Source organism: Klebsiella sp. 2680 (assembly GCF_900198535.1).
GTDB lineage: Bacteria > Pseudomonadota > Gammaproteobacteria > Enterobacterales > Enterobacteriaceae > Klebsiella > Klebsiella indica.
The window spans coordinates 211,196-224,460 of sequence record NZ_FZNJ01000004.1 but is presented as its reverse complement, the minus strand read 5'-3'; the positions used below and the strand labels follow the sequence as shown (position 1 = coordinate 224,460).

The following is a 13,265-nucleotide window of genomic DNA, read 5'->3' as shown; positions in this document are numbered from 1 at the left end:
CGTGTGCGGGTTATAGCCAGATTTGGCCTCTGGAATAGGAGAGGAACGGCGAACTGTCTGCCGCCAGCCAGATCGGGCCATCGAGATCGATATGTTCGGCGGCAATCGCCACCGGCAGCGCGGCTTCCATTGCCAGCGATGAACCCAGCATACAGCCCACCATCAGACGCATATCCCGCTTTTTCGCCTCTGCCACCATCGCCAGCGCTTCGGTTAATCCGCCACATTTATCCAGTTTGATGTTGATCATCTCGTAGCGATTACGCAGTTGGGCGATATCTTCCCGCGTGTGGCAACTCTCGTCGGCACAGACCGGGATTGGATGAGTGAAACGCTGTAAATCCTGGTCCTGACCGGCCGGTAACGGTTGTTCGATCATCGCGATGTTATAGGGCAACAGCGCGTTGAACAGGCTGTGCAGATCGACACCGGACCAGGCTTCGTTGGCATCAATAATCAGCGTGGCGTGGGGCGCGGCGGCACGGATCGCGGCCACTTTTTCCAGAATATCGTCACGGTTGAGTTTAATTTTCAGCAGGATGGCGCCACGTGACACCGCGTCAGCGGCGGCCCGCGCCATATTGTCCACGCTATCCAGACTGAGTGTTTCGGCGGTGATGACCGAGACGGGGGGAGTCCGGCCGCTCATCTGCCACAGCGTCTGTTTCGCCAGTGCGGCATCCAGTCTCCACAGCGCGCAGTCCAGCGCATTACGCGCTGAACCCGCATGCAGACGGGTTTGCAGATCGACTCGGCTGAGACCGGCTTCGATGTCGCCGCGCATCGTTTCCAGTTCGGCGTTGACGCTTTCCGGCGTTTCGTCGTAACGCGGGGTAGGCGTGCATTCACCGCGACCAATAAAGCCATTCTGCTCCAGGGTGACGCGAATCACCGTCACCGCGGTGCGTGTGCCGCGTGAGATGGCAAACGGGCGCGCCAGCGGCAGTTCCAGCACCTCTATCTGCATACGTCGCATCTTATCCGCGCTCCTTCAGGAAGGCTGCGATTTCCGTGATGCCAAAGCGCACCGGATCGGTGGCGGGCACGCCAAATTCGGCGCTGACTTCGGCGCAGTAAGCGCGCGCTTCTTCTTCACTGTAGTTTGAGGTGTTGATGGCAAAACCCGCCAACTGCACGGTGTCGCTGGTGACAGCGGCGGCGCGCAGGTTGGCGTCGACGCAATCCTTCAGGCTGACCATCGGCTGATGCGGCAGATGGCGCATTTTTTGGCGGCCCATTTCGTGACACATCACCAGCCATTGTGGCTGGGTGCCGTGGATCAGCCCCATTGATACGCCTGCATAGGAAGGATGGAACAGTGAACCCTGACCTTCGACGATATCCCAATGGTCGTCTTCGTTGGCGGGGGACAGCGCTTCCGCCGCGCCGGCGATAAAGTCTGCAATGACCGCGTCGATGGCGATACCGGCTCCGGCAACCAGGATACCGGTCTGGCCGGTGGCCCGGAAATCGGCCTTCAGACCGACGTCGCGCATTGCCGCTTCCAGCGCCAGTGAGGTGTACATCTTGCCGACTGAGCAGTCGGTGCCGACAGTAAGCACACGCTTACCGGCACGTTTTTTACCGCTGCCAACACTCAGCTTCGGACGCATGTGGCGGATATCAAACAGTTCCACGCCAAATTCCTGCGCTAACGCTACGAGCTCCGGTTCATCTGCCAGACGATGGTGCAGGCCGCTGGCGACATTCATTCCGGCTTTGATAGCGTTGCGTACAGTATCCAGCCAGTGCGGCGGCAGATATCCTCCGGCGTTGGCGGTACCGAGTACCAGGGTTTTTGCCCCGCGCGCTTTGGCGGTGGCAATGTCGATCTCTTCCAGACCGAGGCTGACGGTGCAACCCGCCAGTTTGATTTCACCAACGCACTGTTCCGGCCGCCAGACGTGAATACCGCGCGCCGTTTTTGCCGCCAGGGGATCGGTGACATCACCAAGAAAGAGTAAATAAGGTTGAGGGATCAGCATGATGTTTCTCGTATCAGACAGGTGAAAAGGATCTGTACTGACTATTCCATGCTGCGGGCTGAGGGAGGAATGCTTGTTTAGTGGCAGGATATAACTTCAGGCTATATCCAGAAGAAAAACTGATGTTTTACGGGGAAAAATGGTGATTTTAAGGGCGTGTGGGGAAAATCATCCGTGTGAGAGATAAGAAAATCATTGATATTTACCGCTCGACGCGCATAGCGAGCTGTGTCCTTCGCGATGAAAAACCCATCGGCGCTCCTGTCTGATACAGGGACGTGACGGTCGGGCGTATGGGGGCGTTGTTGTTTTTTCTGTATGGAAATTGTTCAGTTGTGCATAAAATTAAGAACAGGGCTTGCCATTGCCTCATGGTTAGTCCATAATGCCGTCCATCCTGTTGCAGGATAGGTGTAAAGGTTATTAAAATCAATAAGTTAAGCTCATGATTTTAAATTATCTTTCCACGTTCAGAATTTGAATGTCTCCATTCTAATCACTGAATTTCAGGTTGCGGCAAAGCCGTTAGTGCTCAGGCAGCTTGAAACGACAATTAAGCGGGAATAGCTCAGTTGGTAGAGCACGACCTTGCCAAGGTCGGGGTCGCGAGTTCGAGTCTCGTTTCCCGCTCCAAAATTTCTTCCGGTACTTATTTTATCCACAGCGCAAGATCGCGTCAGAGATGATTTCCGTCAGGCCATGCAAAATACTGTGAACAGAGTTATCCACAGATTGTTTTTGGCGGCTTTTCACGAGGAAATTGTCTGCGGTGTAAACGGTGTGTTTTTATGTTATTGAAACATAAGTATTAAATTTCAATGAAAATTGTTAATTCGATCACTTGACGAATGACTGCTCATTGAAACGCAATGCATTTTTATTTTTATCCACAGCCTGTGAATCACTCAGGCATCTCGCGGCAATCCTTTCTCCACCACTCTTACCAGCCGTAGTTTCTTCGGCAATTGCACTTCAATCACGTTGGCATTTCGCTTGTCAATTTGCTGCGTAACCGCCCATTCTATGTGCTCATCGAGAAGTGGGTGCTCACCTCGGCGACTTTCCAGAGCCGTAAGATTCGCTTCATCCCAGGGCGCATTTCCCAATGCGACGGCAATATTACGCAGCCAGCGCAGATGACCGATACGCCGAATGGCTGACCCTTCAGTCACTTTCAAGAAATAAGGCTCACTCCAGGTGAACAGCTCCTGGAGTGCAGGTGCGTGTAATGCCTTACGCGGGCTAAAGTCCTCTTCATCAGTGAGTTGCGCGAAGCGGTTCCACGGACAAATGAGCTGGCAGTCATCGCAGCCGTAAATGCGGTTACCGATCAGCGAGCGAAATTCTTCCGGGATCGCCCCTTCCAGTTCGATGGTCAGATAGGAGATGCAGCGCCGGGCGTCAACGGTATAGGGCTCGACGATAGCGCCGGTTGGGCAGATAGTCATGCAGGCGACGCAGCGTCCGCACGCTTCTTCGACGGGATGATCGACGGGCAGCGGGAGGTCGATAAGCAGTTCACCGAGAAAAAAGAACGAGCCGGCATCGCGACTGAGGATGAGTGAGTGCTTACCTGTCCAGCCAAGCCCTGCTTTTTCGGCTAAAGGACGTTCAAGAATCGGCGCGGAATCGACAAAAGGTCTAAAATTGAGCGAAGCACACTGTTCCTGAATCTTCTCACCTAATTTTTTCAGGCGATTACGTAACAGCTTATGATAGTCCCGACCGAGGGCATAGCGGCTAACGTAACCCCGCGCGGGATCCTTCAGGGTGCGGGCGAAAGCGGCGTTAGCGGGCAGGTAGTTCATCCGCACGCTAATCACGCGTAATGTACCGGGCTGGAGTTCATGAGGGCGCGCGCGCATCATTCCGTGGCGCGCCATCCACTCCATTTCGCCATGGTATTGTTTATCCAGCCATGCCTGCAGTTTAGGCTCACTGGCGCTGAGATCGGTATCGGTAATACCGACCTGCTGGAACCCCAACTCTGTGCCCCATTGTTTGATTTGCTGCGCTAACTGATTGAGATCGAGGGGCTGTGACATGATGGACCATACGATGACAAAAAACTCTGACAGTATACCACACATCATCTGGCCGGCAGATGCGCTACGGCAGGCGGAAAAAGAGGCGGCGGATAGCCTCGGGCTTACCCTATTTGAACTGATGCGCCGCGCGGGTGAAGCGGCCTTCCAGCTCGCCCACGCGCAATATCCGGCCAGCCAGCACTGGCTGATTCTCTGCGGCCATGGTAATAACGGCGGCGACGGTTATGTGGTGGCCCGTCTGGCGCAGGCGCAGGGGATTAAGGTTACCCTGCAGGCACTGGAGAGCGAGAAACCGTTGCCGGAAGAGGCCAGTGCCGCGCGTGAAGCGTGGTTGAGCGCTGGCGGTACGATCCATGCTGCAAACATTGTCTGGCCGGAAGATATCACGCTGATTATTGACGGCCTGCTGGGAACCGGGCTGCACAGCGCCCCGCGGCAAGAAATAGCCGAGATTATCGCCCATGCGAACTCGCATCCTGCCCCGGTCGTGGCGCTGGATATTCCTTCGGGGCTGAACGCGCAGACCGGGACGACGCCGGGGGCGGCGATCAATGCCGCGCATACCATTACCTTTATCGCGCTCAAACCCGGCCTGCTGACCGGTAAAGCCCGCGATGTCGTGGGCCATCTGCATCATCATGCTTTGGGGCTTGAGGGCTGGCTGGCAGGGCAATCTACGCGATTAAACCGTTTTGATGCTTCACAGCTCGCGGAGTGGCTGCCGCCGCGACGTCCCACATCGCATAAAGGCGACCACGGTAAACTGGTGATTATCGGCGGCGAACCGGGAACGGCGGGGGCTATCCGCATGACCGGCGAAGCCGCGTTGCGCGCAGGCGCGGGACTGGTGCGGGTTCTGACCCATAAAGACAATATTGGGCCGATTCTGACCGCCAGGCCGGAACTGATGGTCCATGAATTGACAGCGCGCTCGCTGGCACAAAGCCTGCAATGGGCTGATATCGTCGCGATTGGCCCGGGGCTGGGGCAGAGTGAGTGGGGCAAAAATGCGCTGCGCCAGACGGAGAATTTTCGTAAACCGATGGTCTGGGATGCGGATGCGCTTAACCTGCTGGCAATCAATCCCGATAAACGTCACAATCGCGTGCTGACACCGCATCCCGGCGAGGCCGCCCGTCTGCTGAACGTGAGTGTGGCAGAAATTGAAAGCGATCGCTTACATTCTGCACAACGTCTGGTAAAACGGTATGGCGGCGTTGTTGTGCTTAAGGGGGCGGGCACGATTGTCAGTAACGACGCTGGCGCAACAGGCATTATTGATGCCGGTAACGCAGGAATGGCCAGCGGTGGGATGGGCGATGTACTGACTGGTATCATTGCCGCATTGTTAGGGCAAGGTCTGACGCCATATGATGCTGCCTGCGCCGGATGCGTTGCTCATGGCGAAGCCGCCGACCAGCTTGCGGCCAGAAATGGTACGCGCGGCATGCTGGCGACCGATCTTTTTTCCACGCTCAGGCGTGTTGTTAACCCGGATGTGATTGACGTAGACCATGATTAACCGAGTGATTCCTTTACCTGATGAACAGGCCACTTTACACCTTGGCGACCGCGTAGCACAGGCGTGCACTGGCGCCACGGTTATCTATTTGTATGGCGATTTAGGTGCGGGGAAAACGACCTTTAGCCGCGGTTTTCTGCATGCGCTCGGTCACCGCGGCAATGTCAAAAGCCCGACGTATACCCTGGTCGAGCCTTATCACCTTGATCGTTTCGTGGTCTACCACTTTGATCTGTATCGCCTTGCGGATCCTGAGGAGCTCGAATTTATGGGGATCCGCGATTATTTTTCTGACGATGCCATCTGCCTGGTGGAGTGGCCGCAACAGGGCACGGGTGTCCTGCCTGAACCGGATGTCGAAATTCACCTTGAGTATCAGGCGCAAGGGCGTGAGGCGCGCGTAACGGCGGTCTCCGCATTGGGTGAGTCTTTATTGGCGCGTTTGGCGAATTAGCCTGAAGGACGACGGGATGATATATCGCATAATCAGTTGGCTGGCCGCCGCACTGATACTGTTCAGTATTCAGGTCTCTGCGGCAAGTTTATCCGATATTCAGGTCTCAAACGGAGATAAGCAGGCCCGCATTACCCTTAACTTTATCGGCGATCCTGAATATTCGTTTAGCCCTCAGGGCAAACGTACGGTGGCGCTGGATATCAAGCAAACAGGTGTGCTTCAGGGTCTACCGCTGCAGTTTAGCGGCAATAATCTGGTGAAAAGCATTCGTTCCGGGGCACCGCAGAACCTCCAGTCGTTACGCCTGCTGGTTGATTTAACCGCCGATGGGAAAACGCGGGCGGTGAAACAACAACACGGCTCTAACTATACCGTGGTGTTCACCATTAATGCCGACGCACCACCACCGCCGGTGGTGGTGAAACAGGTCGAGAAGCCCGTTCTGCAACCTGCTCGTCCGAGTGAACCGCCGCGTAATCCGTTTAAAGCCGATAATGACCGGCTCACTGCGGTGACCAGTACGCGTACCGCAACGGGCTCTGCGGCCCGCACCGTATCGACCAACGATAAAGTGATTATCGCTATTGATGCTGGTCACGGCGGTCAGGATCCGGGGGCTATCGGCCAGAACGGCACAAAAGAGAAGAATGTCACCATCGCGATTGCCCGTAAGCTTCGCACGTTACTGAATGCCGACCCGCAGTTTAAAGCGGTGATGACCCGTGACGGCGACTATTTTATTTCGGTAATGGGCCGTTCCGAGGTCGCGCGTAAGCAAAACGCTAACTTCCTGGTCTCCATTCACGCCGATGCGGCACCGAACCGCGATGCGACAGGCGCCTCGGTTTGGGTGCTCTCCAATCGCCGGGCAAACAGTGAAATGGCCGGTTGGCTCGAACAGCATGAGAAACAGTCCGAGCTACTTGGCGGTGCGGGCGATGTGCTGGCCAATAGCCAGTCGGATCCCTATCTGAGTCAGGCGGTGCTGGATTTACAGTTCGGTCATTCCCAGCGCGTCGGGTATGATGTGGCGACTTATGTGTTAAGTCAGCTACAACGTATCGGCGATTTACATAAGCGCCGTCCAGAGCATGCAAGTCTCGGCGTGCTGCGCTCGCCGGATATCCCGTCAATCCTTGTTGAAACGGGGTTTATCAGCAATACCGGTGAAGAGCGCTTGCTGGCCAGTGACGCTTACCAGCAGCAGATCGCGGAAGCAATTTATCACGGTCTGCGTAACTACTTTATGCAACATCCGCTGCAATCGGCGCCGCGTGGAGCGGCGGCGCAGACGGCCAGTGCAGGTGCGTCGGACGGTATGTTGTTAAATTAAGGAGACGTCCATGCCGATTCAGGTTCTGCCGCCGCAGCTCGCCAACCAGATTGCCGCCGGTGAAGTCGTGGAACGTCCGGCGTCGGTGGTTAAAGAGCTGGTGGAAAATAGCCTCGACGCCGGGGCGACACGCGTCGATATTGATATTGAGCGCGGTGGCGCGAAGCTGATCCGTATTCGTGATAACGGCTGCGGTATTAAAAAAGACGAACTGGCTCTGGCGCTGGCGCGTCATGCAACCAGCAAAATCGCGTCGCTTGACGACCTGGAGGCGATAATCAGCCTCGGTTTTCGCGGAGAAGCGTTAGCCAGTATCAGTTCAGTGGCCAGACTGACGCTGACGTCGCGCACTGAGGAACAGCAGGAGGCCTGGCAGGCCTATGCTGAAGGGCGCGATCAGGCGGTGACCGTCAAACCGGCGGCCCACCCGGTGGGGACGACGCTGGAAGTGCTGGATTTATTCTATAACACTCCCGCGCGCCGCAAATTCATGCGTACCGAAAAAACCGAGTTTGGTCATATTGATGAAATTGTGCGGCGTATCGCATTGGCGCGTTTTGACGTCACTATCAACCTGAGTCATAACGGTAAAGCGGTACGTCAGTATCGCGCCGTGTCGCAGGACAGCCAGCGTGAGCGGCGGCTTGGCGCCATATGCGGTACGCCTTTTCTTGAGCATGCGCTGGCTATTGAGTGGCAGCACGGCGATCTCATGCTCAGCGGCTGGGTGGCCGATCCCCTGCACACCAACCCGTCGCTGGCGGAAATTCAGTATTGCTACGTCAACGGACGGATGATGCGCGATCGCCTGATTAATCACGCGATTCGCCAGGCCTGCGAAGATAAACTGGGCGCCGATCAGCAGCCTGCCTTTGTGCTGTATCTAAAGATCGATCCGCATCAGGTGGATGTGAACGTTCATCCGGCGAAGCATGAAGTGCGCTTTCATCAGTCGCGGCTGGTGCATGATTTTATCTATCAGGGCGTGCTGAGCGTGCTTCAGCAGCAACTGGAGGCGCCATTGTCGGCAGAAGGCAGTGAACCCGCGCCGCGGATGGTGCCGGAAAACCGTATCGCGGCAGGCGGCAACCATTTCGCTCAGCCGGCAGTCGCGCGTGAAACGGAGGCTCCCCGCTATCGCGACGAGCCCGCTACGCCGCGTTTTAATGCCGGAGGTTCACGAGAGCCCTCGGCTTCCGGTTCCTCTGGTGGCGCTAACTGGCCGCATGCTCAGCCCGGCTATCAAAAACAGCAGGGAGCGCTGTATCGCCAGTTGCTGGATACCTCGGCAGCGGAGCGAAAAGCGAAATCACCTGCTCCGGCAGAGGAAGGTCTGGCGGGGCACAGCCAAAGCTTTGGCCGCGTATTGACGATTGTCGATGGCGATTGTGCGCTGCTGGAGCGCGACGGGCAGTTAGCACTACTGGCGTTGCCGGTTGCTGAACGCTGGCTGCGTCAGGCGCAGCTGACGCCTGGCGCGGAGGCGGTTTGCGCTCAGCCGCTGCTTATTCCACTGCGGATAAAGGTGTCCGAAAAGGAAAAAGAAGCGCTGAACCACGCGCGGTCGACGCTGGCCCAGGTCGGTATTGAGCTGCAGTCCGATGCGCAGCACGTGACTATTCGTGCGGTGCCTTTACCCTTACGACAACAAAATTTACAAATCTTGATTCCTGAACTGATAGGCTACCTGGCGCAGCAGCAAAAATTCGATGTTGGCAATATCGCTCAGTGGATGGCGCGTAATCTGGCGAGCGAGCATGCGCAGTGGAATATGGCGCAGGCGGTTGCTGTACTGGCGGACGTTGAACGTTTATGTCCGCAACTGGTTAAGGCGCCGCCGGGTGGTCTGTTGCAACCTGTTGATTTACATTCGGCGATGAATGCCCTGAAAGATGAGTGATGTAACCGAGGCGAGCCTGCCTAAGGCAATATTTTTAATGGGCCCGACGGCCTCCGGGAAAACCGCGCTGGCGATCGCCTTACGTAAAGTTTTGCCAGTGGAGTTGATTAGCGTTGATTCCGCCCTCATTTATCGAGGAATGGATATTGGGACGGCCAAGCCTGATGCCGCAGAGCTGCGCGCTGCGCCGCATCGTTTGCTGGATATTCTCGATCCGGCTGAGGCTTATTCCGCCGCGGATTTTCGGCGCGATGCGCTGGCCGGGATGGCGGAAATTGTCGCTGCCGGGCGTATCCCGCTGCTGGTCGGCGGAACGATGTTGTATTTTAAAGCGTTACTGGAGGGGTTGTCGCCTTTACCTTCCGCTGATCCAGCGGTCAGGGCCAGAATTGAGCGACAAGCCGCAGAGCAGGGGTGGAACGCGTTACATCAGCAGTTACAGGCGATCGATCCGGTTGCCGCCGCGCGTATTCATCCAAATGATCCGCAAAGACTTTCCCGAGCACTGGAAGTTTTTTTCATTTCGGGTAAAACTTTAACGGAACTGACGCAAACGTCAGGTGATGCTCTGCCGTATAAGGTGCATCAGTTCGCCATCGCCCCGGCGAGCCGTGAACTGCTCCATCAACGCATAGAACAGCGTTTTCATCAGATGTTGGCTTCAGGTTTTGAAGCTGAAGTACGGGCGCTATTTGCCCGGGAAGATTTGCATACGGATATGCCTTCCATTCGTTGTGTCGGATATCGCCAGATGTGGTCATACCTCAATGGCGAGATCCCGTATGATGAAATGGTTTATCGAGGTGTTTGCGCTACGAGACAGTTGGCGAAACGTCAGGTGACCTGGTTGCGCGGTTGGGAAGGGGTTCACTGGTTAGACAGTGAACAACCTGAACAGGCGTTCAACAAAGTATTACAGGTTGTTGGTGCTAGCCTGGACTGAACGTGTACAATTGAACGGGTATCGTGCGTAATTTTTAAGAATCGTAAGGTTCTGAGTACAAAACAAGCATACATATAAGGAAAAGAGAGAATGGCTAAGGGGCAATCTTTACAAGATCCGTTCCTGAACGCTTTGCGTCGGGAACGTGTTCCGGTTTCTATTTATTTGGTGAATGGTATTAAGCTGCAGGGGCAAATTGAGTCTTTCGATCAGTTCGTGATTCTGTTGAAAAACACGGTCAGCCAGATGGTCTATAAGCACGCAATTTCTACCGTTGTCCCGTCTCGTCCGGTGTCACACCACAGCAATAACGCGAGTGGCGGTACAAACAACTATCACCACGGTGGTGGTGCGCAGGGGTCGTCTGCGTCGCAGCAAGACAGCGAAGACACCGAATAAGGTCAGTGCTGTTTTTCCACGTCGGGGAGCCAGGTTTTCTGTGTTCCCCGCTGGTATTTTATAAGGGGTTTACGCTTGTTTGACCGTTATGATGCCGGTGAGCAGGCGGTACTGGTACACATCTATTTTTCGCAAGACAAAGATATGGAAGATCTCCAGGAGTTTGAAACTCTGGCCTCTTCCGCCGGTGTCGAAGCAATGCAGGTGATTACCGGTAGCCGTAAAGCACCGCACCCGAAGTATTTTGTTGGTGAAGGTAAAGCTGTCGAAATTGCGGAAGCCGTAAAAGCGACCGGTGCGTCGGTCGTGCTCTTCGATCATGCCCTGAGTCCGGCGCAGGAACGAAACCTTGAGCGCTTATGCAAATGCCGGGTTATTGATAGAACCGGTCTGATTTTAGATATTTTTGCCCAGCGAGCGCGTACCCACGAAGGGAAACTACAGGTTGAGCTGGCGCAGTTGCGTCATATGGCAACACGTCTGGTTCGTGGCTGGACCCACCTTGAAAGACAAAAAGGCGGGATTGGTTTACGCGGTCCGGGGGAAACCCAGCTCGAAACTGACCGTCGATTGTTGCGTAATCGTATTATGCAGATCCTGTCACGACTGGAAAAAGTTGAAAAACAGCGTGAGCAGGGACGGCGGTCACGTGCCAAAGCCGATATTCCCACCGTGTCGCTGGTCGGTTATACCAACGCCGGGAAATCAACGCTGTTCAACCAGATCACTGAAGCTGAGGTCTATGCCGCGAACCAACTGTTCGCCACGCTTGACCCAACGCTGCGCCGGATTGATGTCCCTGATGTGGGAGAAACCGTTCTGGCCGACACCGTGGGCTTTATCCGCCACTTACCGCACGATTTGGTCGCGGCATTTAAAGCGACCCTGCAGGAGACACGTCAGGCGGCGCTGCTGCTGCATGTGATTGACGCGGCGGATGTTCGCGTGCAGGAGAATATTGATGCTGTGAATACAGTCCTCGCCGAAATCGAGGCCGATGAGATCCCCGCGCTGCTGATCATGAACAAAATCGACATGCTGGATGATTTTGCGCCGCGTATCGATCGGGATGAAGAAAATAAACCGATTCGGGTCTGGCTTTCCGCTCAGACCGGGGTCGGTGTGCCACTTCTTTTTCAGGCTTTAGCGGAGCGACTTTCGGGTGAGGTGGCCCAGCATACGCTGCATCTGCCGCCCCAGGAAGGGCGTCTGCGGAGCCGGTTTTATCAGCTTCAGGCGATAGAAAAGGAGTGGATGGAGGATGACGGTAGCGTTGGTCTGCAGGTGCGCATGCCGATCGTTGACTGGCGTCGCCTCTGTAAACAAGAGCCAGCGCTGGTTGAATACGTGATTTGACCTTGCAGCTTGCCTGAAGATATTAACCCCTGTGGGGATATCAAAAACAAATATGGAGCATATACATGGCGTGGAATCAGCCCGGTAATAACGGACAGGACCGCGACCCGTGGGGAAGCAGCAATAACCAAGGCGGCAACTCTGGGGGAAATGGCAACAAAGGTGGTCGCGAACAAGGGCCGCCCGATCTGGATGATATCTTCCGTAAGCTAAGTAAAAAACTTAGCGGCCTGGGCGGCGGAAAAGGTGGACTGGGCGGCGGTAGCGGCTCCCAGGGATCGCGTGGCCCAATGGGGGGACGTATTGTCGGTATCGTTTCTGCTGCTGCGGTTATTATCTGGGCCGCCAGCGGTTTTTATACCATTAAGGAAGCTGAACGCGGTGTTGTCACCCGTTTTGGCAAATTCAGCCATCTGGTTGAGCCCGGTCTTAACTGGAAACCCACCTTTATTGATAATGTCCAGGCGGTTAACGTTGAATCCGTACGCGAGCTGGCGGCCTCCGGTGTCATGCTGACGTCTGATGAAAACGTGGTGCGCGTTGAGATGAACGTGCAATACCGCGTGACCGATCCGGAGCGTTACCTGTTTAGCGTAACCAATGCCGACGACAGCCTGCGTCAGGCGACCGACAGCGCGTTGCGCGGGGTTATCGGTAAATACACCATGGATCGTATCCTGACGGAAGGTCGTACCGTGATTCGTAGCGATACCCAGCGTGAGCTGGAAGAGACGATTCGTCCATATAACATGGGGATTACCCTGCTGGACGTTAACTTCCAGACCGCGCGTCCGCCGGAGGAAGTGAAAGCCGCGTTTGACGATGCGATTGCCGCGCGTGAGAACGAACAGCAGTACATTCGTGAGGCTGAAGCTTACGCTAACGAAGTTCAGCCGCGGGCGAACGGTCAGGCGCAGCGTATCCTTGAAGAGGCGCGGGCGTACAAGACGCAGACTGTTCTCGAAGCACAGGGTGAGGTGGCGCGTTTTGCCAAGATCCTGCCTGAGTATAAAGCAGCGCCGGAAATCACTCGCGAGCGTCTGTATATCGAAACCATGGAAAAAGTGCTGAGCCATACTCGCAAAGTACTGGTGAACGATAAAGGGAATAACCTGATGGTTCTGCCTCTGGATCAGATGCTGAAAGGCGCGGGTGCGCCAGCGGTAAAGAGCAATAGCAGTAGTGCAAGCGATCTGTTGCGTCTTCCGCCTGCGTCCAGCTCAAGCAGCGCCAGTAATGTTCAGACCTCAACGGGAGGCACCATTATGGACCAACGCCGCGCCAACGCGCAGCGTAACGACTACCAGCGTCAGGGGGAATAA

11 protein-coding genes and 1 tRNA gene are annotated in these 13,265 nt (G+C 55.6%); 9 read left to right on the top strand and 3 right to left on the bottom strand.

Going from position 1 to position 13,265, the window contains the following annotated elements:
• Nucleotides 1–10 precede the first annotated feature (10 nt).
• Together dgcA and dgcN are read right to left on the bottom strand one after the other, a co-directional pair.
• Nucleotides 11–976 carry an N-acetyl-D-Glu racemase DgcA gene (gene dgcA / locus FN037_RS18245; protein WP_138358572.1) on the bottom strand — a complete coding sequence of 322 codons (966 nt, stop codon included), beginning with the start codon at nucleotides 974–976 and terminating at the stop codon, nucleotides 11–13.
• 1 nt (nucleotide 977) lies between these two features.
• Nucleotides 978–1,985, bottom strand: a complete 1,008-nt coding sequence (gene dgcN / locus FN037_RS18240) for an N-acetyltransferase DgcN (protein WP_142502888.1) — start codon at nucleotides 1,983–1,985, stop codon at nucleotides 978–980.
• A gap of 557 nt (nucleotides 1,986–2,542) precedes the next feature.
• On the opposite strand from dgcN, the gene FN037_RS18235 reads away from it, so the two are divergent.
• Nucleotides 2,543–2,618: transfer RNA gene (locus FN037_RS18235), tRNA-Gly, on the top strand.
• Nucleotides 2,619–2,890: 272 nt separating this feature from the next.
• Here the strand turns inward: FN037_RS18235 and queG are convergent.
• Nucleotides 2,891–4,030: a tRNA epoxyqueuosine(34) reductase QueG gene (queG, locus tag FN037_RS18230; protein ID WP_142502887.1), complete on the bottom strand. Its 1,140-nt coding sequence runs from the start codon at nucleotides 4,028–4,030 to the stop codon at nucleotides 2,891–2,893.
• Nucleotides 4,031–4,043: 13 nt separating this feature from the next.
• On the opposite strand from queG, the gene nnr reads away from it, so the two are divergent.
• The 8 genes from nnr to hflK all read left to right on the top strand — a co-directional run bounded on the left by nnr (nucleotide 4,044) and on the right by hflK (nucleotide 13,265).
• Nucleotides 4,044–5,555 (top strand): bifunctional ADP-dependent NAD(P)H-hydrate dehydratase/NAD(P)H-hydrate epimerase, encoded by a 1,512-nt coding sequence (gene nnr, locus FN037_RS18225; RefSeq protein ID WP_185929281.1) that lies wholly within the window; start codon nucleotides 4,044–4,046, stop codon nucleotides 5,553–5,555.
• Nucleotides 5,548–6,009 (top strand): tRNA (adenosine(37)-N6)-threonylcarbamoyltransferase complex ATPase subunit type 1 TsaE, encoded by a 462-nt coding sequence (gene tsaE, locus FN037_RS18220; RefSeq protein WP_138358580.1) that lies wholly within the window; start codon nucleotides 5,548–5,550, stop codon nucleotides 6,007–6,009. The genes nnr and tsaE overlap by 8 nt, the downstream gene beginning before the upstream one ends.
• Nucleotides 6,010–6,025: 16 nt before the next feature.
• On the top strand, nucleotides 6,026–7,345 hold the full coding sequence (gene amiB, locus FN037_RS18215) for an N-acetylmuramoyl-L-alanine amidase AmiB (protein WP_142502885.1): 1,320 nt from the start codon (nucleotides 6,026–6,028) through the stop codon (nucleotides 7,343–7,345).
• Between the two features lie 10 nt (nucleotides 7,346–7,355).
• Entirely contained in the window at nucleotides 7,356–9,245 is a 1,890-nt protein-coding gene (gene mutL, locus FN037_RS18210) for a DNA mismatch repair endonuclease MutL (RefSeq protein ID WP_142502884.1), read from the top strand.
• Nucleotides 9,238–10,188, top strand: a complete 951-nt coding sequence (gene miaA / locus FN037_RS18205; RefSeq protein ID WP_138358586.1) for a tRNA (adenosine(37)-N6)-dimethylallyltransferase MiaA — start codon at nucleotides 9,238–9,240, stop codon at nucleotides 10,186–10,188. The genes mutL and miaA overlap by 8 nt, the downstream gene beginning before the upstream one ends.
• A 90-nt stretch (nucleotides 10,189–10,278) precedes the next feature.
• Nucleotides 10,279–10,587: an RNA chaperone Hfq gene (gene hfq / locus FN037_RS18200; RefSeq protein ID WP_138358588.1), complete on the top strand. Its 309-nt coding sequence runs from the start codon at nucleotides 10,279–10,281 to the stop codon at nucleotides 10,585–10,587.
• A gap of 75 nt (nucleotides 10,588–10,662) precedes the next feature.
• Nucleotides 10,663–11,943, top strand: coding sequence for a ribosome rescue GTPase HflX (hflX, locus tag FN037_RS18195; protein ID WP_142502883.1), 1,281 nt, complete (start codon nucleotides 10,663–10,665; stop codon nucleotides 11,941–11,943).
• 65 nt (nucleotides 11,944–12,008) lie between these two features.
• Entirely contained in the window at nucleotides 12,009–13,265 is a 1,257-nt protein-coding gene (gene hflK / locus FN037_RS18190) for an FtsH protease activity modulator HflK (protein WP_142502882.1), read from the top strand.